The following is a 23,637-nucleotide window of genomic DNA, read 5'->3' as shown; positions in this document are numbered from 1 at the left end:
CAACCCCATAAGGGGAAAATAGGTCGCGGCCGTACGTAAGTGGAAATATTAGTTGATATATAGAGCTAAGCTTAACTGAGTAAAATTCAATACAGATGAAATTTGATATTTACCAGTCTGTATCACTGGTAAATGCCAGACCAGGTCTCAGCTAATCCTCCCAGCTGTAGGAATTATGCCAAAAGATATCCTGTTGTTTACTTGTCGATCTCAGTTGAAGATGTCTTTTCAAGAATACGTCTGATAGCTTCATCAATTTCTAACTGTATTTCATTAGATACCCGTGAAAACTCATAAATAACAAGTCGCTTCTTAGAATCAGTTTTTTTCCTGGCAAACTGATTGCGATCAGCAAAATCTTTTAGCTTCTCAGTTTTTATAGTTTTTGTCGGTTTGTTCGTGAGCGCTTTACTCTCTTCTCGTAAGACCGCTAAGATTCTACTTTTATCAATAGTCGGATAGTCAGGAAGTGTCATCAACTTTTGTCGTACTTTTTCCATCAACTCTTTCACTGACGTTTTTTTATTGTTTGCTTCTTCAGAGAGTTTCAGTAGATATTGATAATCGGCTATCGAAATATCATTGATAACAGGGAATACAGAAATCATTTCGTCCGGTACCAACGCAGCCTGGAACGCCCGTGTAACTTTTGCCGAAGAGATATCTTCAGCCCGTGCGATTTCTTCTTTAGTTATGCTAGTTCCATAGGTCAGTTCCAATCTTTTCCCAAGCTCACGCAGACTATGCTCTCTGGCTGTTTGTATATCTTTTGCAAGCTGTCGGGCGTCTACCAGTTCAATATCGTCTTTGGTTACTAAGATTTCGAATTTTGCGTTGTTATAGATACAGGCAGCTCGACGACGTGTGCCATCTAATATCTCAATTCTTCCCTTTACTTCTCTACCAATAGCTGGAAAAAACTGCTGAAGTTTAATTGTACGGGAAATATCATTAACCGACTCTCGGGAAAGCATAGTTTGATCACGTCCGTTTACCGAAGTATCAACAAATGTTTTAGATTCAATCTCTCCGCTTAATATAACTGTTTTAACAAATTTTACCTGCTTTCCTGATTTGAGAGTAAAAGTTTTTATATCTCCGTCACTCTCGAGCATACGAGCAAACTCAGAATTAGCATTCCCGAGAACCCGTCCACGAGCTAAAACCTTCTTCATTTCGATGCTCCCCGGATATATTCAATTCGGTCAAATACAGCTTTAGTAAACCGTTCTGCTTCGCTACGAGATTTCTTTAATGCTTCTAAGCTGCCTGGATAGGAAACGGGATTGGCACTAATGATGGTATCAAAAGACTCACCACATCGTTCAAATCCGTCCAAGCGGGGGAGGGATGAGTCTAAAATATTACTGGCATAAACTTCCCGAGCCAGGCTATGGGATGTTTCATGATCGCGTTTACTGGTCATTTTTGACATAAATCCAATACTTGCACTCAGACGTGGTTCAACCCCTTCTTCTTCAAGACTTTCGAGCATTTCAGGCAAACGGGTCAGATATTTAAGTGTTGAATGAAAATCAACCTGTGCAGGAGGTGTAGGCGTAAGGAGTAAATCACTTGCAGCTAACCCATTCAAAAGAAAAGGATCTAGATGAGGGCCAGTATCAATGAAGATAAAGTCATAATCACCTGCAATCCGATCAATTATTGTTTTTCTAAGCACTTCAGAAGGCTTAAGACCAGGTAAATGTTCTTCAACCAATGTATTCCATTGGCTTGCTACAAAGCCATCATCGATAGAAGCAGGAATAACATCAACTCCTGGAATTATAGTTGGTCGTATAACTGACTCTCGCAATGTTTGGGTATCAAGATCATTTAGCATGGCTTGAGCTGCAGTTTCAAGAACGGTTCCGATACTATGAGTGTGGTCCAAAAACATAGTGCTAGATGCCTGTGGGTCAAGGTCTATGACCAAGATGCGAAGATCATGGCGGAGCAAATCCTGATGTACACGCAACGCATGTGCAAGCGTTACTGTACTGACAGTTTTAGATACACCGCCTTTTAAGTTAACAACAAATATTACGTAGGGGTCTTTATGAAGATCACGATACTTAGGTATTTGTCGGTGGGCGTATATATCAATGACATTCTGGATTGTTAATGCATATTGCTCGGCGTTGCCAATCCGTTTTTTGTTAAATTTGTAGCCATTTTCTTCCATTTCCTTTATGGCTAATTCAACTATACGACGGCTTAGCTTTGGTAATTTCGCTACGGCATTTCGAGTGTATGTTTGATGATATTCCGTCAAATTAAACTCTTTCCGTTGTGCTTCTATATCTCGGCTCATAGCCTTAAGTAAAGCGCTAGCTCTAAGAGCTATAGTACCCACACCACCGTAATCGCGTTTCATAGTTTTCCCCTGAGATAAGTAGTTCCCTGTACATCTATGAACTAGGAATAGCTTTAGTGTACATCAAAATTAATCACGTACAACATATTTAGAAAAAAATATTATTATTGTACGTTATTAGATTAAAGAAAATTACTTTTTATCCACAATATCCACACGATAGATCCAATAATTAAGATCCCTATGAGATCAAATCAAGATCCTAAAGAGATCCCTGATCGCTAAGAGACACGCTATTACTGGCTTTGTAAGGGTATCTCGTATGCTATCAACGGTATTTGGTATTATACCAACGGTTTTTAATATGCTAAGAGCAGTACATTGTATTCTGTCAGCGGTTTTTAAGGTATTCTGTCAGCGGTTTGATGTAAAAGGTATTCACTTGTCCACAATGAATAAAAAAATCATAAAAAACATAGATATAGATATAGAAAAGCCGAAGTCTACAAATACTACTAATAATGTATACACTGGCCAACTAAATCCTAATAGTAATAATACCGTCCAGCCAATTGCTCTCATGAGACTCGGTTTATTTGTACCCACGCTCAAAGGAACAAAAAACAGCAAGCGTGGGAATAGGAATCAAATCGATGCTTCTACTGAACTTGTACAACTTGATGTCGCTAAGTCCGAAGGCTACACTGATATAAAAATAACTGGTCAACGACTTGACATGGACCATGATTTTAAAACATGGGTCGGTATAGTTCGTTCACTAACAGAATTCGGTGACGCAGCAGGTAGGGTGGATATTAGTATCATAAAGTTTGCCAAATACTGTGGTTATCCATCTTCTCAGATTCGTAAGACTTTAAGGGACAGGATCCTCACTAGCTTGCGTAAAATTATGTCTACTACGTTGTCATTCCAACGTACCCATGATGAAAAAAATGTAGATGGATCAAACAAAATTCACTTGTTAATGGTGCACTTGATTAACAGCGTGGATTATAACGAAAAGAACGACAACATCACTTTTTATGCAGAACCGAAATTGAAAGAACTTTACCAGTTCGATCACAAAGTACTATTGCAATTAAAGGTAATAAATAAACTACCACGTAAAGAGACCGCTCAGGCACTGTATACTTTTATAGAAAGCTTGCCCACTCGACCCGCCCCGATCTCGTTAGCTCGATTGAGGACAAGGCTTAATCTTAATAGCGCAAGTATTAGTTCTCAGAATCAAACGATACGAAACGGTTTGAAGTCTCTTAAAGAATTAGGATACTTGGATTACAGTGAAATCAAACGTGGTAGATCAGTCTACATACAAATACATCATAGAAACCCGAAACTCACTGTCAAAGCCAAGAATGATTCGGAAGACACACTGGTAGTAAGTCCTACTGAATCCATATCGTTAGATGCAAAACAAAATATAATCAACAAGATAGCCATATTATCCGAAAACCTAACGCCTGAAAATATCAGATTTATTGAAATTCTTACCAATAGCTTGAAGGCCTTCTAAAGAATGAGCCATAGCATTTAGTATGCTGTGAGCGGTAAGTAAGTATTAGTATGCTACCAGCGGTAAAACTAGGCTAGTATTATATAGTCTGTAGGTAAGTGTATTCTACATTGAGTTTAAAGGTATGCTATTAGCGGTAAATTTAACTCTATTATATGCTATCAGCGGCCAAGATAGCCTAGCAGCGGTAACGAAAACGGTAGCCGTATTGCATGTGATACTCCTATCGAGAAGAAGATTCAAACTATGGCCCCTAAGATCCGCTCACCGCGAGAACCGTACTTATTAGGTTATTGAGGACATTTATGCCGAGGATAAAGATGAAATGGTTTTTAAGGTATCGACTAGTCTGACCTCTAGGAACTAGTTATTTAAGAAAAGGCGCTCTTCAGGTAGCTTGTCTCGTTTCAGCTCCGATCGGTAGGCTCTAGCTTCATTTCCGCACGAATAGAATCAACATTTATGTAAAAGATATCTTCGTCTCGCCAGTAAAATATCTTTCGGTATGCTGTATTGATAATATTCGAGTCGCGACTAGCTATCTCATTGAATAGAGAAAAGGTCAGAGATAGCCCTCGAGGGATGTAGGAAAATTGAGAATTTAATATCTGGCCAGCCCGGAATTGAAGATAGGGCATATTCTTCATCATGATTTTCTGTAAATCATCGACAGAATCGAGTTTCAGAAGGGTTCTATATTTTAGATTGGTAGCTGTAATCATATCGTCCTCATACCAATGTTCAGCGACCTTCACGCCAGACATCTTTTCTAATTCTTTATCCATCAGAGATACAAGTGAGCTGGTGCGGCTATAGTTATTAATCAGATCCTGAAATTCCCGAATAAGGAGCTCTTTGATAAAATCGCTCTTAGATTTTCCGAGCTCATTAGCTTGCGTTGTGATTATGTCATCTACATCACGCGGAACATTTCTCACTGTAATTACAGCTGTGTTGCTTTTTTTGTTTGCTTCATCTGGAGTATTCATTTACACCTATTTACTACATATTGATTAAATTTTGATAAATTGTTTCTTTTGGCGTTAACTCCATCATAATTTAATTAATGATGCAGTTAAGTTATTTTTGGTTGTAATCTTGATTTTTGTTATGTTAAGTGGCTTTTAGTGTCGGTGGCTTATTTTTGAATCATTGGAACTGACTGCATCATATAGATGAAGGTGATTTTTTTGGACGATTTTTCTAACGTAGTGTAGTTTGTGATGGAAACATTAGGGTATGGCTTAATGAACTATTTGCCGCCTTCTATCTATCCCCTAAAGGCGCATTCAGGTTGGAGGGCGAACAGATTGACGGCAGTTTTCTGTTAAATAATGAAACCTATCTTGTGGAACGAAAGTGGCATAGTACTAAAACAGGAAACGCTGATCTCCATGCATTTCATGGCAAGCTGGATCAGAAAATTTCATGGGCTCGCGGCGTATTTATCAGTTGGGCTGGATTTACAAAAAGTGGTCTAAATGCATGGGGGAGGGAAGAGAAGGTCATCTGTGTCAGCGGTTATGATCTTGTTCTCATGTTAAAAAATAATATCAGTTTCAGAATATTGATGGAAGAAAAAATCAGACGAGCAGCCGAAATGGGCAACTTATATATTAAGATTGACGAAATTTATCCTGATATTGTTAAATAAACATGCGCTTTTATGTCACAAGATCAAAAAAGGCCTCCATCAGGAAGCCTTTTTTGAAAAATTTATTTGCGTTCCGACCATCGTTGAGTAGGGGCGGGCGCTTACATATATAGAGTTACCTCTGGGGTAGGGTTATGATTGTCTAGGTGCCGCATGTCAACCTCAATCTGTCACAAACATAGACACGCGCTAACCACAAATTTGGCATTTTTGTCTAAGCTCATGGAAGGTATACTGAATCTATGAAACCTTATGGATCGGAACAATGACAATTCAAGCGATTACAGAGTCCCTTTCTACAGCTAGGTTCTCAACATACCAACTACCTATCTTGGGCGGGGCCTCGCCAGAACTATGCCTTGGTATCTATCTTTGGAATAAGCAACTTGCCAGTGCATTTCTACCAGCGCTTCAAATCATTGAAATTTCACTTCGTAACGCTATCTATCAGTCCTGGATAGTACACGAAGAAGAGCAGGTTGAGCTGCATTTCCAGCCGCATAATTGGGTGACAGAAAAAGCTAAAATTGACAAGCTTTGGTTTGTTAATACATTTACAAAAAAGAATAACTTTATCGCATGGAGTAATATCCAAACAGCGGTAAAACAGCTTAATTATGAAAATAAACCTTTAACCGCAGAAAACTTCATTTCAAAGTTAACTCTGGGCTTTTGGGTATCTCTGGTACAAAAAGATTTCGACGTACAAAAAAACGCCTATCTCACATTATGGCCACATTTAAGGCATCGTGTATTCCCGAACGCTGTCGATTCAACCTCCGGCTCTCCATTGTCAATAAACAGCGTAGGTAATGAACTCAAAGATATCAGTAAGATAAGAAACCGGCTCTCTCATCACGAGCCTTTATGGCGCAATAAGAAAGCATATCAGGTTGAGGATATAATAAACAAAGTAATTGAACATTATGAAAGATGTTTGAAAGTAATATATTGGATAAATCCTTCTAATCTCAAATTACTTGACATAATTGAGAGTAATACAAGAATGTCTGAACTTTGTTCATTACATGCTCTCTGGAAGAATAAACAACTCCCTACAGGAATTCCCACTTTGCAAGTGAGAAAAGACTGGTCAAAAGGAGTTAAAATCAATCCTGAACATACGGGCGAAATAATAAACATTACTGCAGCGAATGTGTTGATCAAAAGTGACAAAAACCAGGCCATTTTTTATGGAGCGGATAGAGCTATGCAGGGCGGAATCAATACATTTTCCCTTAATGATTAGGTTCGATTCACGCCAGAAGCAAGCTCCGCAAAATATCCTAATGCAAAGAATATAATGAAGCTTTAATACCTCAGTAATGTCATGAAAAGGACCGGTCTGACTGAAGACGAACTGGCACAGATCAGCCACTAATCACCTTTTTCTGGCACTCCCTATCCGGCCATAATCGTATACTGTTGGGGCAGGGAGGAACCAGACTCATGCTTTGCCTGCCAGCCACAGTGATGAAACAGCTTCATCACCCCCACTACGTTTCCTGTCAGACGCGCTGTCGGCGACGATTGCCTGTACAGAAAAATCACTCCAAGCTAACTCTATTCGCCCGGTTATCCCTCATGTTGGGAAGGACGTTTGCTCGGTTAAAACATACTGCGACATTGATATGTAGGAAAGCTATCGAATAACCATCAAGTAAAAAGGGCGCTATGTGCGCCCTTTCACTACTCAACTAATTTTGGATCCTACTTTCTATGTTTTTTCTGGTCAGTATAGAAATCCTCGTGAGGACCAAGACTCAAAAGATACAGCTTAAGGGGCTTATAACTAGGCCTAGCTTTAATAAGCCATTCCTCAAGTGGGGGGCGGTAAGTTCCTTCAGTTACCGGATATTCTGTCGCTATTGGAGGCCACCAGCGGCTTATCGAGCCTTTTGCTGGTGGAGGTTCAATATTCCTTAATGCTGGCCTTAAAACGGCTCTCATTAACGATAATTGCTCAGACCTGATTAAATACCTATCAGCAGCTCCAGGAGAATGCCCACGACATTATTGCGAGGGCGTTTCGATTATTCCAAGACTATAACCAACGTAAAATATTTCTACGTATACGCCAAAAATTTAATGAGGGGAGATACACGCCGGCAGAACGCGCGGCTGTATTTATCTACCTCAACTGTCATTGCTTTAAAGGACTCATGCGCTACAACCTAAAAGGAGAGTTTAACGTCGGTTTTGGCGATTACGATAATCCTTATTTCCCCTTAGAAGAAATGGAAAACTTTATTTGCTGCAGTGAAGACCTGACCTTTAGTTGTGAGGATTACTCAAAGATTATCGAGCAAGTCGGTGCCGGGGACGTTGTGTTTTGCGGTCCACCTTATGAGCCTCTACCGGACAAAGAAGGATTCACGCAGTACAGCAACGGTACAACATTCAAAATGGCAGACCAAGCAAGGCTCGTTAAATACGCACTAGAAGCCCACCAGCGTGGCGCAACAATAATTATAACTAATAGCGGCGCTGAGTCGATTAAAGAGCTATACCGTGCCAATGGCTTTGACGTTCGCGACGTATCAGTAAAACGTAGCATGTCTAGCAAAACTGGAAAGATACCCAAGGCGAGAGACATTATCGCCGTGAAGAAAAGCCTCATACTTTTTTGAAAAATTAAGCCCTGACTTGAACTGACCCCGTAATGTTTGACACTGGATCATCGGAGATGTTGTGCCCTCTGGCCAACTTGGCATAGATTGGTCGGAGGGCTTCAACAGGACCTTATTGGCTGTTGTTCTAGCATGTATTAGTCGCAAGTTGAACTAACACACCTACTGCTTAGAGCTATACCTAATCTGACAGGCAGCTCAGTTCCAGAAATCGGCATGCCCGATTAATACAAGTGCAATGCTTTTGAGAAACAGACGGCTTCTGTTCTACCTATGTAGGGGCCGTAATTTTCAATGCGGATATATCCGTTTTTCTCGTAGAAATTTACTGCCCGATGGTTGATGTGCCGGGTTTCCAGTCTGAGTTCGCTATATCCCATATCTTTTGCGGATCTTTCGAGAAAAGAGAGTAACGCTCTCCCAATCCCTGGCACACTTCGGTCTGAGAACATTCTCTTAAGCTCTGCTGTATTTTGCGTTGACGGTCTAATAGCTCCGCATCCTATTGCTTTGCCATGAATATTCTTTGCCAATACCCATAAGGCTTTATCATCATACATTCCTTCAATGGTGAAATTGCTTTTTCCGTTATCACCCGTAATAGCGGCAAGTTCTTCTGACAGCATTTCGATTAAGCGATAGGATTCTGAAGAAAATGGATCTGACTTCTCTACGGTTATCATGGTTATATCCTGCAAAATGAGTGTGACCAGCATAAAGTATGCTGCCAAGGAAAGCATCAGCACAGAACGGGTAAATTGACAGCACTGTTACCAAACTATTCTGGTGATCCTATGTCCGCTTCACGGTTTGAAACATTCGACAAGCTTTTATGGGGGATATCGCGCTCCTTTGTCATGCTGCTTTCAGGTGCAGTAGCCTGAACTCAACAGGGCTGAGGCCGTTCAGCCGCAGGCTGATTCGCTCATGATTGTAGTAGTGAATATAGGCGTTAATGGCCTCTCTCAGCGTAGGAATGCTGTTAAATTCCTCCAGATGGAAGCATTCAGATTTGAGCGTACTGAAAAAACTTTCAGCCATTGCGTTATCAAGGCAGTTGCCCTTTCTCGACATGCTCTGCACTACGCCTGCTGCCCGGAGCCTGTCCTGATAAGCCGTCATCTGGTACTGCCAGCCCTGGTCAGTGTGCAGCACGGGTGCATCCCCCGGCGTCAGCCGCGTAAATGCTTTGTCCAGCATCGTATCAACCAGCGCCATCACGGGCCTTTCTGACAGGCTGTACGCGATAACTTCGCCGTTGAAGGCGTCAATCACCGGGAAGAGGTATAGCTTTTCGCCGTTAACCGCGAACTCCGTCACGTCACTCACCCATTTTTCGTTGGCACTGCTGGCCGTGAAGTCGCGTTGCAGGCGGTTAGGTGCGATTTTCCCAACCTGACCTTTCCATGAGCGGTATTTTCTGACGCGTATAACGGCACGGAGCGACAGCTCGCCCATCAGGCGCTGAACCGTCTTGTGATTAACTGGGACATTACTGCGCCGGAGCGCCAGAGTTATCCGGCGATAACCGTACCGCCCCTTATGGTGGTGATAAATATCAAGGATTAGTTCTTTCAACGCCAGGTGCTTATCTGCTTTCCTGATGGCGCTGAGGTTATGGTAGAACGTGCTACGCGCCATGCCAGCCGCCCTCAGAAGGTCATTCAGGCCGTGCTCGCGGCGCAGTTCCTGAATGATAAGGGCTTTCCGGCGCTGAAACTTACCACCATCCAGCCCTTCGGCTCTTTTAAGCCACGCGATCTCGGCGCGAAGATAGCGCAGTATGGCCTGAACGTCAGGAGAATTATCGCGTGGTGCTGACGGGGAATTGATGCCCTTATACATGTGTTCCGGATTTTTCGGTCTTCCGCTTTTAATAACGAAGAACGCCCCGGCCCCGGACGCCTGAAAGCGCTTAACCAACTGGTAAACGGTGCTCTAACCGGAAAGGTTAAATTTAGCGGTAGCATCACGGATGCGAAAGTTTATCATCGATGACTGCGCGGACAACCTTCAGCCGAAACTCAGGCATGTAGTAAGCAGTTTTCTAAGTCAGTCCGTCAATTCCGTGCTGCTGCCATGCAGCAATCCAGCGGCGAACCGCTGTGCGACCTACGACAAAACGGGCGGAAGTCTCACGATAGCCATCACTGGTGTTCAAATAATGAGTAACAACGGCGAGCCGTAATTCGAGGAAAAACTTTGGATTGCTCACTGAACTGCACCTTAATCAGTCGGGTGTCCAACTTTTGGGGTGCAGTTCATCGATGGCGCTAGTCACAATCGGTTGTGTCACGATTAACCAAAACTAAAGACTATGTACGCGTTTATTTCTTCTCGTAAATGAGTGGCATATTCACACGGTGAGTATAAAGAACTCAAGGATATTATTGCGGATAAGCAACTGAACGGAAGTGATGCCTGGTAGAAGAGGACAATAGAGAACAACCATCGCCCAACAACGGACACGGATATAAATAGTTTTAGCTCGTTCACTAGCGGTGCGTGCGACGAATAAGATGACAAAAGCAGGAATTCCAGAGAGCGTGCGTATTTATGTAAAATCTGATCATCTAAAGAGACGTTCACCTTAAATCTGCTTTATTTTACAAAGCCTATTACAGGGCAAACAGGTTTCTTTCTGCGCACATAGCACTGATTACTGATACTCACTTTTTGAGTTTCGTTCTCTAACTGGACATTAATACGATACTGGCTTGATATAGTTCGTGAAGGCATTATTCACGAGCGGTGTTAATTTTAATTCTGAGATCAGAATCACAATTAACACCGCTCGGGCGAATGTTTCATGGCTGTTTGCTATGTTGTAGGGAAACTCACTCCAACTCTAATTTTTAATACACTGAAATGATATATGGAGAGTATACGTACCTGCGTAACAAAAAGTTCATCTAATGTGTGCATAATGTACTTGACATATAGAGTTATAAATTGGTTGATTATGAAGGGTCTTTTTTGTTAGTAATACTTAGGAGAATCAATATGAAAGTATTGACAGTAACTGAGGTTAAATATGTATCAGGTGCTGGTTCTGTGACAGGTCTCACTAAACCGGTCCAGGATGGAGCACCTCAAGCAGATAGTTATGCTGCAATTGGCGGACAAATTGGCAAAGATATCGGATTAGCTATTGAAGCTGGTTTAGGTGTAGCTGGTGATCTTACAAAAACTATCAGTAATATTTTCAGAGACGTGCTCCCCCCCATCATTGGAACTGCTGGCAGTACCGTCTCTCCAATTATTTCGATAGGTGCCTCTGTTGGAAGCACGGTATTTGGAAAAGTCGTAGGAGGTGTTATTAGAGGCGTAGTAACTATAGTCAATCCAATAAAATGAATGTAATTTCTTTCAATTCTAAGATAGAAAATTTGGTTTCAATAATCCTTTAATTAGAGGAAAACCAAGTAATAATCAACATCAATAATGAGGTATTATTATGGGAATATTTGATAGTAATCAATACGATAGTGTAAAGAATAAAGAAATATTTAAGGATGCCTTAGATTTAGCTACGTTCTCGTACAGAGGCATCGATGATGGATTCATTAACGGTTATGAGAAGTATGGGTTTAAAGCTGGACTTCCCTTAACATTGACTGAGAGTATTTTTGGCTCTACGACGTCTCAAGGCGTACTACAAGGTGTTCCATATAATACTGATGCTAATGCGCAGGCAGTGAAAAATATCGAATCTGCAGGGTGGAAACAAATTACGCCAGAACAACTTAATTACTCTGGAAAAACTGATAGCAATGGTACTTATCTGAGTTCACAATTAGGGTACACCTCTTCTCAGGTAGAAATTATGGGTAAATACGATGACTCAGGTAAACTTACTGAGATAGGAATCGGTTTTAGAGGGACTAGTGGATCACGCGGACCTGGATTTCTAGCAGATACATTAGGTGATGGGATTAATGATGCCATTGCTGCAATTAACCCACATCGCAATGAAGTGTTTACTGAGAAAGCCTATGGCGACCTATTAAATAGTGTTGCGAATTTTGCTCAACAGAATGATTTAAAGGGCAGTGATGTTGTTGTATCGGGTCATAGTCTTGGTGGTCTGATGGTAAATAGTATGGCTTACTCATCAGATAGTCAGTGGGGAGGCTTCTTCTCTGATTCGAATTATATTGGCTTTGCTTCACCAACCCAATTTGAGGGTGGAAAAGTTTTAAATATCGGCTACGAAAATGATCCTGTTTTTAGAGTTCTTAATGGTTTTCATTCCGATATTTCAATTATAGGTGCCCATGATCAACCGCATCAGTCAACTACAGATAATATTGTCAATTTCAATGACTACTATGCTTCAGATGCATGGAATCTTTTACCCAGTTCAATTGGGAATATCAGTAGCTGGATTTCGCATATGCCGAGTTTTTACGAGGATGGTTTACATCGGGTACTAAACTCTGAATTTTACTCGTTAACTAATCGTGATTCTACAGTCATTGTTTCAAATCTTTCTGATCCAGCAAAAGCGAACACCTGGGTTGAAGATCTTAATAGGAAGACGGAGCCGCATACTGGGGATACCTTCATTATTGGTAGTCAAGGTGATGACCTTATTCGAGGTGGTGGAGGCAATGACTATCTGGAAGGATTGGGTGGGAATGATAAATTTTCAGATACCCATGGATATAATCTCATATCAGGTGGTGAGGGGGATGATCTTTTAATTTTAGGTGATAAAGCTAACTATGATATCGCATTAGATGGGAATACCCTCTTTATCCGTAATGAGAACGGTGAGATTACGCAAGCAAAAGATATTGAGGATATTAAATTTAATGGTACTGATAATTACTCAGTACATGATAACTCTAACGGTAACCAAATAGGTTATTCAGCGTCGGTTCATGGGACACAGGGTGATGATGTTTTACATTCAACTCAAACCTCAGGCTGGATTTTTGGTGGCAACGGTAATGACCAAATTTCAGCGGATCATGGTAACCAAAATTTTGTTGCTGGAAATGGTAACGACACTATTGATGCAAAAGAGGGTAATAATACATTTTTGTTTAATGGTGATTTTGGAAAAGACCTTATTAAAGGTTTTTCAGCCACAGATAAGCTTGTATTTACCGGAACCGATACTTCTCACTTAGCTCAGGATCACCATAATTTAACGTCTGTACACGGGAATGACTTACTGATTACACTCGGAAATAATCAAGTAACCCTCATTGGCGCAGCCAACATGAATGTTGATGAACACATTTTAATAGCTTAGTTCTATGGGGAGGTTTCTCCTCCCCACTTTTTAAATTTTACTATTGGCGAGTTAGATGAATAAAAATAATGAAATAATAGTATTTATTCGAACATTGAAGTTTTATTTCCTGTCTATTGGCTGCTTTAGCGCTGTGATAAATATATTGATGCTAGCACCTACTTTTTATATGTTACAGGTCTACGATAGTGTATTGGTTTCGCAAAACTTGATAACATTATTAATGCTTTCTTTAATTATAGTATTCATTTATGCAGTAATGTCTCTGTTAGAATATTGCCGTGGCATGGTAGCCATTGTTATTAGTAAAAGGATTGATAAAAAATTTAATTCTCGTGTTTATAATGCTGTGTATCAATCTGCATTGAAAGGTAATAAAACTGAAGCATCAGTTGCGGTCAATGATTTAACCATTATAAGGCAGTTTGTTACAGGAAATGCTTTATTTGCATTCTTTGATATTCCATGGTTACCTATATACTTGGCTATCATGTTTATTTTTAATAAATGGATTGGTGTTTTTTCAGTTATTGGGGCATTATTACTTATTTCATTGGCGTTTTTTAATGAAATATTAACGACTAGATACCTAAAAAAAGCTAACAATCAATCTATTATATCAGGTGTTATAGCTAGAAATACGCTTACTCATACTGAAACGATTAATGCTATGGGAATGTTTTCCAATATAAGTAAGCGCTGGTTTGAAGCTCATAATAAATATCTGGCATCACAATTAAAAGCAAGTGAAAGAACAATTGCGATTAATGCAATCACCCGATTTACCCGTATTTCATTACAATCCCTTATTTTAGGCGTAGGGGCAATAGTTGTCATCCTAGGAGAAATAAGTCCAGGGATGATGATAGCCGGATCAATATTAATGGGGCGTACTCTTTCACCAATTGAACAGATTATTAGTGTTTGGAGAAGTTTTAATGATACAAGAAGTTCTTATGAGAGAGTTAAAAAACTTATTCGATCTTCACCAGAATCTGGCAATAAAATGCCATTGCCAATTCCTCAGGGAAATATTTCAGTCGAGAAGGTAACCGTTGAAAATAAATATAATTCTGAGCATAAGATATTGGATAATATCAGTTTTTCATTAAACCAAGGTGATGTTGTATTACTTACCGGGCCGAGTGGATCAGGAAAAAGTACGCTAATGAAAGTGCTTGCTGGTCTACCCATAGTCCAAGAAGGAAAAATTAGATTTGATGGGAGTGATTTAAGCCAGTGGCAACGTGACGAGCTAGGGCCTTATATCGGTTATCTGCCACAACAAACTGCATTCTTTAATGGCACTATTGCAGAAAATATTGCTCGTTTCTCTCAAATTGAATCAGATAAAGTGTTGGCCGCAGCGATACAAGTAGGAATACACCCTACTATTTTAAAACTCGAAAATGGCTATGATACATTGATGAACTCAAATGATTTCACTTTATCTGGTGGTCAATTACAACTTATTTCCTTAGCCAGAGCGATCTACGATGATCCAAATGTCATTCTTTTAGATGAACCAGAGACCTTTCTCGATAGTAAAGGTGAGAATTATCTTATTGATACAATAATTAAACTTAAAGAAAAAAAGAAGACAATCATCATAACAAGCCATAAATCTATGTTAATACCATATACTACAAAAATAATTTTTCTAAAATCAGGGATAATCCAAGTCTTTGGACCGACTAAGCAAGTGATTGACTCTTTTGCCAATAATCATCAATCGGATAATTTGGGGAGTTAAATTAATGAGAAACGATAAAACTCACATTATCTTCGGTTGGTTAGTTATTTTTTTAGGGATTCTAATCGTAATTATATGGGCATTCTTCGCCCCCCTTGAGAAAGGTGTCGCCGTTGAAGGTACCGTAAAGGTTATTGGTGATCGCAAAACAGTTCAAGCTGCTATCAGTGGTGTTATTGAGAAAATCAATGTTACAGAAGGGACGAGAGTTAAAAAAAATGATATTCTTATCGCGCTTGATTCCGATGAAGCCAACATTCAATTGAATGCAACTAAAGAGCGTTATTATAATATAATGACAACGTTAATTAGACTTAATGCCGAAAAAAATGATGTTGATAATTTAACTCATCCAAATAATATTCCAGAAGAGGATGTGTTATTTTTTGAAAAATACTTTTCTATTCAAAATAATATGTTTTTAACTAGGAAGTTCTCACTGGATCAAGAGTTATATGGATTAAGACAAGATATTATCGGTCATCAATCACAAATAATAAAACTACGTAGGTCTTTAGAGAATAAAAAGACTCAGTTGAATAGTTTTCAACGTCAAGTATTAAGATTAAAATCATTAGCATTTAATGGTTATATAGCAATGAATCGTTATGAGGAAGTGTTAAGACAAAGTGAAGGCCTTCAATCTGATATAAACGAATCTCAGGCTAATATTTCTCTATTAACAAAGCAAACTGAAGAGAGTGAAAGTAAATTAATTCAAAGGAAGTCTGAATTTTACCGCGATGTTGCAGCTGATATATCTACTAACGAAGTGGATTTTCATGATGCCCAACAAAAAATGGCTGCTGCGACTCAAATGTTGAAAAATACTCAAATCCGTTCACCTGTAGATGGCAGTATCATGGATCTGACCGTGCACACAGTGGGTGGGGTGACTAACGTTGGTGATAAATTAATGGATGTTGTCCCTGATAATTCAAAACTTATCGTAGAAGGTCATATGGATATTGATATGATCGATAAGGTTCATAAAAAATTACCGGTGATGATATCGTTTAGTGGTTTTAATCAAAATAAAACCCCAAGAATTAATGGAGTGTTGAATTATATTTCTTCCGACAAGCTGATAGATAATAAAAGTCAAAAAAGCTATTACTTAATACAAGCTTTAGTCACTCCCGAAGGGTACAAAATGCTTAATGGTAAAGAACTTAAAGCAGGTATGAATGCAAGTGTATTCATTAAAACAGGGACGCGTAGTTTTATCGACTATTTGGTTAAACCGATTTCTGACCGGGCAGCAACAGCCTTTACTGAGGAATAATTATGATTAAATTTATAAATAAAATTCTATTTTACTCCTTAGCTATAGTTATTTTTAATGTGCGTTCTTCTCATGCGATCACATTAGATCAAATTTATTCTGTAGCATTACAAAACGATAGTAATTTTAAATCTGCAATGATGCTGCATGCTGCAGATGTTGAGGAAAAAAATATCTCTAAAGCAGAGTTACTTCCTCATGTAAGACTTGACTATCAGAACTCTCCTCATAACACCCAACATAGAGAGTATCAGCAACAAACCTTAGATAATAAAACTAAAAATGTCAGTCAAAAAGAAAAGTATAACAGTAGTTCGGCGTCGATCACTGTTACTCAAACTCTATTTGATTATGGAGCTTATGAGAACTATAAATCCTCAACATTTAAATCACTTATGGCCGATGAGAAGTATAGAAATGATTTGGAAGTGCTTTTCCTTAGGATCACTGAAGATTATTTAGATATACTCCATAAAGGAGATAAGCTAGATCAGATAAATAAGCAGCTTTCTACCTATTACTCTTTAATAAAGATAAATAAGGCATTATTCTCTGCTGGGGAGGGAAGCTCTGCCGATGTAGCTGAAACTCAATCTATGATTAGCCAGTCTGAAGTTAAGAAAATTTCAGCACAAGTAGAATTGGAAGAGTCCGAAACTAAATTAAGTAGAGAATTAAAAGTGCAGCATATTAATTACTCCTCTTTAGCTAAGTTTGATAAGAAAAAATTCAAGCAGATAATGATTTCACCAAAAGAAATTACGCAATGGGAACAGCTTACTTTATCCGGAAACCATAATATTACCGCAGCAAATCTGAATTCAGAAGCAATGAGATATAAAGTCAGGCAGAGTTACTCTGGTTATTTACCAACAGTTCAACTTTATGCAAGTCATAGTCTTAATGATTCTAATACTGAAACTACAGTTAATCAAAAATATGATACAAATAGTATTGGAATTCAAATTAGTATGCAACTTTATAATGGTGGTGGAACCAGTGCAGAAACACGTCGTTCAGAAGCTCTTTATGAAAAGGCAGTTTATGATAAAGACTCTGAAACTGTTGACGCACTTACCCGGTTACATAAAAACTTTGTCTATGTTGCCAATAGTCATTTAATTTTTAAACAAGCTTCATTAGCAGTAAAGTCAGCAGAAGATCAATTAACAGCGATGAAAGCCAGTTATAAAGAGGGGCAAAAAGACAATAGTGATTTACTTAATGCGGTTCAGCAAGTTTATAATGCTGAGGTAACCGAAAAAGATGCTATTTATCGTTATTTTAATAGTTATTTAGCAATTCTTTATTCGGCTGGAAAGTTAGATGAAAATAGCACCCATTATATTTCATCATCTTTTAGATGATGTTTTTTAAGTTCGGCATAAGGCTAAAAGAAAGTTTACAATCAATTGTAAATCATTATCTTTATGGTTTTTGAACTTTTTTTGTCCTAAGTTATCCATGCACCCTATGGATGTAGTTCGTAATATTAATGAAATAAAAATATCATAAGATATTCACAATTATGTGTTGACATATAGCCTTACAAATTGCTTACATAAGGTTGTAAGTTATTCTTCTAACTAAATGCTCTGGAGATTTATTATGAAAACATTGACAGTGAATGAGATCCAATCTGTGTCAGGTGCTGGTGCCATTGCCGATGCGTTTTCTAATGCGGGTAGTGGTTACGGTGCGGCAGTTGATGGTTTCAGTAATGGTGCTAATAGCTCAACGATTGGTGGTGCTATTGGCAAAGGATTCGGTTCGGTTGTTGAAGGGGGCTTAGGGATTGCAGGCAGTATTTCTAAGGGCATCAATAATTCTATTGGGCAAGTAGCTCCTCCTGTTATTGGAGCAACCGGTGGGGCCGCCGCTGCAGTTGTAGGCGCAGGCATTGGTGCCGCGGGTACTGCTTTTGGTAACGCTGTAGGGGGTATTATCAAAGGAATTGAATCTGGTCTAAATCCAATAAAGATTGGCTAATCCCTGTACGATAAAAAAAGACAACCTTGGGTTGTCTTTTTTATTTTCAAATTATATTCAATATCTTTCGAAATCATCCTACAGTCTATTTTATTGCTACAGGTGAAAGGCTCAACTAAAGCCTTAAAAGGCTACAGAATTATCCTATAAATTCTCTATTTTAACGTTTACATAATATTGATCAAACTGAATGCTTATCGCTATGAAAATTCGATATTTTTTTGTTCTAACGAATGATGTCTGTTAGTCATGTTGTGTTTACCCTATCTTTACACTGAACTAGAGCATTAGACAAATTTCATTGTACCAGCGTAAAAGGAACCTGACTTGTTTAGAGAAGAAGCTGTTGAGCATAAAAGAAATGGGTGGAAGGGCCGGGCAATATTGCTAGAAGGCGTACCTACCTGGCTGGTGTGCGTGCTTATTTCCTTGTTAGTTGCCGTATTTCTGGCCTTTATTTTCCTTGGAAACTATACTCGTCGGATTAATGTTACGGGTGAAGTGACAACCCTACCACGCCCAGCACGTATTTATTCACCGACCCAAGGTGTTATAACTCAGATATTCAAACAAGAAGGTGATGAAGTACGAATTAATGATCCGATTATGCGTATTGATACTAATACCAGTATCAATAAAGGTACGGTAAGTAGCTTTCAGCGTGCCGAGATTGAAAGCCAAATTACTACACTTGAACAAATTATCACTAAAATTCGTCTTGCCCAGCAGAATACCTATAAATCGTTAGAGACGCAGAAAAACAATTATCTCTCAGCGTATAACGAATCAACACAAATACTTGAGACGGCGAGACAAGGGTTGAAAAAGATGAGCGGCAGTTATAGCTCATATTCAAGCTATCTTGCTCGCGGTTTGATCAATAAAGATCAAATGAACAATATGACTTACCTCTACTACCAGCAACAAAACAGTTTACTCAGCCTAGAGACGCAAAATCAGCAAAATAAATTACGGGTTAGTAGTATTGATAATGAAGAAATAATCCAAAACTCGCAGTATGAAAATCGAATTTATGAGATAGAAATGCAGAAGATTGCTCTAAATAAAGAATTGATAGATATAGATGCTAAAAGTAGCTTACTGATTACTGCTCGCAGTAATGGAGTTATTGATCAGCTCAATTTTAGCAGTGGTCAAATGGTTAATAGTAATGATGAGCTTGTTGATATAGTTCAGAAAGCTCCCCAAGGCTACTACCTCACTCTTTGGGTACCGAATGAATCTATACCTTATGTAAAACTTAATGATTCAGTGAATATTCGCTATGACGCCTTCCCATACCAAAAATTTGGGCAATTTAGGGGGCTTATTGTTGCGATTTCAAAAACACCGTCGTCACTCTCAGAAATGGCTCGTTATCAAAGCGCTCCGAGTAATAATGCCAGTAATAAATCATTCTATCGCGTTATGGTGAAGCCGCAGTTAAATGAAATTGCCTTCAAACACAAAAAATTAAAAATTGGTAATGGAATGAAGGCGGGAGTAACACTTTTCCTCGAAGAAAGAAAGGTTTATCAATGGATCTTATCGCCATACTATGACATGAAGAGTAGCGTACAAGGAGTCGCAAGTGAGTAAAATTAGAGCTCTATATGACAAAATTGACTTCTCTTTTAGCGATAAGGTGCCGATTGTTCACCAATCTGAAAGTGCAGAATGTGGGCTGTCCGCTATTGCGATGATCTCGGGGTTTTACGGTAAAGTTATCGATATTTCTGCGCTGAGAAGACGTTTTAACCTCTCTACGCGTGGTGCAAATCTTGAGAGTATTATTGATATCGCTTCTGAGCTTGATTTAGATAGTCGCGCTGTCTCGTTGGAGTTAGAAGAGCTTAATGCACTCAAACTGCCTTGTATCCTCCACTGGGATTTTAACCATTTTGTCGTGCTGACGAAGGTAACACCTAAAGGGTGTACCATTCATGATCCTGCTGTGGGGAAAAGAGTTGTTTCGATGGAGGAAGTTTCTAAGTCATTTACGGGTATTGCGTTAGAACTCTGGCCGAAGCAGGAATTCAAAAAAGAGACCACCAAGGAAAGAATTAAACTTTCCGCGTTATTACGTAATGCAAAGGGTATCAAGGCAGCGCTAACCAAGATTGTGTTGTTTTCAATAGTGATCGAAGCGATAACGTTAGTCTTACCTGTTGGTACGCAATTGGTCATGGATCACGTCATTCCCGCTAACGATCATGGCTTACTCAAGTTGATCTGTATTGGTCTAATCCTATTTATATTTCTAAAAACTACGGTCGGTTTCTTTAGAACCTGGTCGGTACTGGTCATGTCTACAATTATTAGTATTCAGTGGCAAAACAGTCTATTAACTCACTTATTAAAACTCCCATTAAGCTTTTTCGAAAAACGAAAGCTTGGCGATGTTCAATCGCGCTTCGGGTCGTTACATGCGTTGCAAGATATCTTAACCACCAGTTTGGTCGGCGCGATAATGGATAGCATCATGATCATTATAGTGACCGGAATGTTGTTTATCTATGGGGGGAAACTTGGCCTCGTCGTATTACTCTTTACTGCGCTGTATATTGGTATGCGATTTATGACTTACAACTACTATAAGCAGATTAATAAAGAATCCTTGATTAGAGAGGCAAAAGCTAACTCTTATTTTATGGAAACGCTTTACGGTATTGCCAGCATAAAAATGCAATCTATTATGCAAAAACGTCAAGCAAACTGGTTAAACCTCCAGATTGATGTCGTCAATACTGGTGTGAAAGTGCGGAAGATGGATATGCTGTTTGGCGGCGTAAATACCTTCATAAATACTTTTGACCAGGTCATTATTCTTTGGCTAGGAACCCAGTTGGTGCTCGAAAATCAGATGACTATCGGTATGTTTGTCGCTTTTAATGCTTTTCGTGGGCAATTTTCTGAGCGAGCAGCGTCTTTAACCGATTTTGTATTAAAAATAAGGATGGCGAGTCTCCATAATGAACGTATTTCTGAAATTGCGTTGCATCAACAGGAAAATGTTAAAAAATGTATTTCGGTCGCCCATCTTCGAAAACCGCTAAGCCTATCGGTTGAAAATATCAGTTACAGTTATGACCGTCAATCACGACCAATCTTAGACAGATTCAGCCTCGATATTAGTGCCGGTGAATCTGTGGCATTGATAGGTGATTCAGGTGTGGGTAAATCAACGCTCATGAAATTAATGTGCGGATTGATGGACCCGACGTCCGGACGTATTCGTGTCGATGGCATCAATATAGACGACTTAGGTCTCAATAATTACCGTAAGCTTATCGGCTGTATCCTGCAAGAAGATAAGCTATTATCGGGTACTATAGCTGATAATGTCAGTGGTTTTGATAATAATATCGATATGCCATGGATGATCGAATGTTGTCAGCAGGCTTATATTCATCATGTCATTGAGCAGATGCCAATGGGCTATGAAACCTTGATCGGTGAATTAGGTGAGGGTCTGTCTGGCGGGCAGAAACAGCGCTTATTTATTGCTAGAGCCTTGTATAAAAAACCTGGGATCATATTTATGGATGAGGCGACCAGTGCTTTGGACAGTCATAGCGAATCGATGGTTAACCAGTCAATCAAAAATGCACAAATCACACGGGTTATTATTTCCCATCGTGCATCAACTATTGAGTCCGCCGACAGGGTAATTAATATGAGTGCAATAAATTCGTAATAATATATACACATTTAAATGTTGACATAGAGCCTTACAAATTGCTTACATAATAGTGCAAGCTCTCTCTTTAACCAAAATGTTCTGGAGAATCATCATGAAAACATTAACAGTGACTCAGATTCAAGCAGTATCGGGCGCAGGTGCAATTGCCGATGCGTTTTCAAATGCGGGTAGTGGCTATGGTGCGGCATTCGATGGTATCCGCAATGGTGCGACAAGCGCCACAATTGGCGGCGAAGTTGGTAAAGGGTTCGGCTCCATTGTTGAAGGCGGTTTAGGCATAGCCGGCAATGTCTCTCAGGGTGTGAATAACTCCATTACTCAGGTCGCTCCACCGGTAATTGGTGCAACGGGCGGAGCCGCCGCCGCTATCGCGGGTGCAGGTATCGGTGCTGTAGGTACGGCCTTCGGTAACGCGGTTGGCGGTATCATTAAAGGCATCGAGTCTGGACTGAATCCAATTAAGATTGGTTAGTATAGGTTCACTGAAAGCCTCCATTTTAGGGAGGCTTTCACTGTAACAAGAAAAAAGATAACATTGACTGTGTTTGATTGATTAAAAATATTAGTCTCATGGCTAGAACCTCGATATAAAAGACTTACAAAATCAACAAGAAAAGTTCCTTTCAAGTGTAATTGTTAGATTAGCCATCTCCTACCGTTTTTGGTTAATGCATCCAATTAATAGAATATATATTTCTCAATAAAAATACTGGTTACCTTTACACATTGAAGTGGTCAACAAAAGCTGGCCGTAGCTTTATAGTTTTCCCTGTGTCATCGTTGGGTGATAACCAGCCGTTATATTCGTATGACCTGAGCGCGCTGTAATTGTAGGCTGACAAAATAGTTGTAAAACGAACAAAATAGATCTAAAGCATGACAAAATATTTGTAAAATAAAAAAGCTTAGTTTTGCTGATTAGCCTTACCTCTTTACTCTTTATAAAGAGAGATACTGACCTAGTTTTGTAAGTTCGATTAACAATTGATTCTCAAATCATCCATCAGTCACTTGGATGCATAACGATTCATAGGCTCATGATTTATTTAAGCTATTTTGAGCGGTTTTTAGGGGGTAAGACTGTGAGTTTTATGGATTGCGTCCCAGAATGGCTCTGAGGGCGTTTGAGCTGCGCGCGTAAGAGGGGCTTATATTAAATCCAGCCAACCTCCATTCTTTAAATCGGCTATAAACTTATCCGGATGTATGTCTACGAGCGACAATGGCTTCGACGTTGTTTCTGAACGTAAATACCAAGAAACTAATTTGAACCCTAGCGAGTACCCCAACCATCTAGGTAGTTTACCCGTTCCATAAAACCAATCATTGTGGTTGTAGTACTTTTCGTCCCAATTTTTGAGCATATGACTAAAGTGAGAATGTAACGTATCGCAATCCATCATTTCCCATGGTTCAGGCTCTCCGCTGAACATTTCTAAGACAAAATGCCCAGCAAGCCCCCTCAGATAGGGGGCCGCTTGGAAAACGGAAAATATCCTACGCTAA

18 protein-coding genes and 3 pseudogenes are annotated in these 23,637 nt (G+C 39.4%); 14 read left to right on the top strand and 7 right to left on the bottom strand.

Translation table 11 applies throughout. The features are described 5' to 3' along the window. Positions 1–197 precede the first annotated feature (197 nt). Both HGT70_RS14680 and HGT70_RS14675 read right to left on the bottom strand, forming a co-directional pair. Positions 198–1,175: a ParB family protein gene (locus HGT70_RS14680; RefSeq protein WP_214196355.1), complete on the bottom strand. Its 978-nt coding sequence runs from the start codon at positions 1,173–1,175 to the stop codon at positions 198–200. Next, positions 1,172–2,377, bottom strand: a complete 1,206-nt coding sequence (locus HGT70_RS14675; protein ID WP_214196354.1) for an AAA family ATPase — start codon at positions 2,375–2,377, stop codon at positions 1,172–1,174. The genes HGT70_RS14680 and HGT70_RS14675 overlap by 4 nt, the downstream gene beginning before the upstream one ends. Positions 2,378–2,639: 262 nt before the next feature. Here HGT70_RS14675 and HGT70_RS14670 point away from each other — a divergent pair, with 262 nt between their 5' ends. Next, the gene (locus tag HGT70_RS14670) at positions 2,640–3,854 is read left to right on the top strand and encodes a RepB family plasmid replication initiator protein (RefSeq protein WP_214196353.1); all 1,215 of its coding nucleotides are present in this window, start codon (positions 2,640–2,642) and stop codon (positions 3,852–3,854) included. Positions 3,855–4,261: 407 nt separating this feature from the next. Here the strand turns inward: HGT70_RS14670 and HGT70_RS14665 are convergent, their stop codons facing one another. After that, positions 4,262–4,843, bottom strand: a complete 582-nt coding sequence (locus HGT70_RS14665) for a hypothetical protein (RefSeq protein ID WP_214196352.1) — start codon at positions 4,841–4,843, stop codon at positions 4,262–4,264. A 305-nt stretch (positions 4,844–5,148) separates the two neighbouring features. Here HGT70_RS14665 and HGT70_RS14660 point away from each other — a divergent pair, with 305 nt between their 5' ends. Together HGT70_RS14660 and HGT70_RS14655 are read left to right on the top strand one after the other, a co-directional pair. Then, positions 5,149–5,508, top strand: a complete 360-nt coding sequence (locus HGT70_RS14660) for a restriction endonuclease (RefSeq protein WP_214196351.1) — start codon at positions 5,149–5,151, stop codon at positions 5,506–5,508. Between the two features lie 265 nt (positions 5,509–5,773). Beyond that, positions 5,774–6,757: an Abi family protein gene (locus tag HGT70_RS14655; protein ID WP_244968963.1), complete on the top strand. Its 984-nt coding sequence runs from the start codon at positions 5,774–5,776 to the stop codon at positions 6,755–6,757. A 152-nt stretch (positions 6,758–6,909) separates the two neighbouring features. Here the strand turns inward: HGT70_RS14655 and HGT70_RS16895 are convergent. After that, a pseudogene (locus HGT70_RS16895) lies at positions 6,910–7,044 on the bottom strand (DUF2913 family protein); the annotation flags it as partial. Between the two features lie 331 nt (positions 7,045–7,375). Here HGT70_RS16895 and HGT70_RS16890 point away from each other — a divergent pair. Next, positions 7,376–7,558: a DNA adenine methylase gene (locus HGT70_RS16890; RefSeq protein WP_214196388.1), complete on the top strand. Its 183-nt coding sequence runs from the start codon at positions 7,376–7,378 to the stop codon at positions 7,556–7,558. Continuing rightward, positions 7,494–8,138, top strand: a pseudogene (locus HGT70_RS14645) (DNA adenine methylase); the annotation flags it as partial. The gene HGT70_RS16890 and the pseudogene HGT70_RS14645, both read left to right, overlap by 65 nt. Positions 8,139–8,362: 224 nt before the next feature. Here the strand turns inward: HGT70_RS14645 and HGT70_RS14640 are convergent. Together HGT70_RS14640 and HGT70_RS14635 are read right to left on the bottom strand one after the other, a co-directional pair. Next, positions 8,363–8,821, bottom strand: a complete 459-nt coding sequence (locus HGT70_RS14640; protein ID WP_244968962.1) for a GNAT family N-acetyltransferase — start codon at positions 8,819–8,821, stop codon at positions 8,363–8,365. 172 nt (positions 8,822–8,993) lie between these two features. Next, positions 8,994–10,353 (bottom strand): annotated as a pseudogene (locus tag HGT70_RS14635) (IS3 family transposase). Positions 10,354–11,141: 788 nt separating this feature from the next. On the opposite strand from HGT70_RS14635, the gene HGT70_RS14630 reads away from it, so the two are divergent. The 9 genes from HGT70_RS14630 to HGT70_RS16670 all read left to right on the top strand — a co-directional run bounded on the left by HGT70_RS14630 (position 11,142) and on the right by HGT70_RS16670 (position 22,603). Beyond that, on the top strand, positions 11,142–11,495 hold the full coding sequence (locus HGT70_RS14630) for a hypothetical protein (protein WP_214196349.1): 354 nt from the start codon (positions 11,142–11,144) through the stop codon (positions 11,493–11,495). 100 nt (positions 11,496–11,595) lie between these two features. Beyond that, a complete protein-coding gene (locus tag HGT70_RS14625; protein WP_214196348.1) occupies positions 11,596–13,401 on the top strand; it encodes a polyurethane esterase in 1,806 nt (601 codons plus the stop codon). Positions 13,402–13,456: 55 nt separating this feature from the next. Further along, entirely contained in the window at positions 13,457–15,154 is a 1,698-nt protein-coding gene (locus tag HGT70_RS14620; protein ID WP_214196347.1) for a type I secretion system permease/ATPase, read from the top strand. A gap of 4 nt (positions 15,155–15,158) precedes the next feature. Continuing rightward, complete coding sequence (locus tag HGT70_RS14615) at positions 15,159–16,439, top strand: HlyD family type I secretion periplasmic adaptor subunit (protein WP_214196346.1); 1,281 nt, start codon at positions 15,159–15,161, stop codon at positions 16,437–16,439. Between the two features lie 2 nt (positions 16,440–16,441). Continuing rightward, the gene (locus HGT70_RS14610; protein ID WP_214196345.1) at positions 16,442–17,806 is read left to right on the top strand and encodes a TolC family outer membrane protein; all 1,365 of its coding nucleotides are present in this window, start codon (positions 16,442–16,444) and stop codon (positions 17,804–17,806) included. Positions 17,807–18,047: 241 nt separating this feature from the next. Further along, the gene (locus tag HGT70_RS14605) at positions 18,048–18,428 is read left to right on the top strand and encodes a hypothetical protein (protein ID WP_214196344.1); all 381 of its coding nucleotides are present in this window, start codon (positions 18,048–18,050) and stop codon (positions 18,426–18,428) included. A 327-nt stretch (positions 18,429–18,755) separates the two neighbouring features. Further along, positions 18,756–20,027, top strand: a complete 1,272-nt coding sequence (locus HGT70_RS14600) for an HlyD family secretion protein (protein WP_214196343.1) — start codon at positions 18,756–18,758, stop codon at positions 20,025–20,027. Continuing rightward, entirely contained in the window at positions 20,020–22,125 is a 2,106-nt protein-coding gene (locus HGT70_RS14595) for a peptidase domain-containing ABC transporter (protein WP_342355582.1), read from the top strand. The genes HGT70_RS14600 and HGT70_RS14595 overlap by 8 nt, the downstream gene beginning before the upstream one ends. A 97-nt stretch (positions 22,126–22,222) precedes the next feature. Beyond that, positions 22,223–22,603, top strand: a complete 381-nt coding sequence (locus HGT70_RS16670; protein WP_244968961.1) for a hypothetical protein — start codon at positions 22,223–22,225, stop codon at positions 22,601–22,603. A gap of 676 nt (positions 22,604–23,279) precedes the next feature. On the opposite strand, the gene HGT70_RS14585 is transcribed toward HGT70_RS16670, so the two are convergent. Further along, entirely contained in the window at positions 23,280–23,597 is a 318-nt protein-coding gene (locus HGT70_RS14585) for a DUF2268 domain-containing putative Zn-dependent protease (RefSeq protein WP_280527745.1), read from the bottom strand. Positions 23,598–23,637 lie beyond the last annotated feature (40 nt).

The sequence above is a fragment of the Rosenbergiella collisarenosi genome (genome assembly GCF_018494085.1).
Taxonomy (GTDB): Bacteria; Pseudomonadota; Gammaproteobacteria; order Enterobacterales; family Enterobacteriaceae; genus Rosenbergiella; species Rosenbergiella collisarenosi.
Note: the sequence above shows the minus strand (reverse complement) of the source record. Positions and strands in the feature narration are given on the sequence as shown.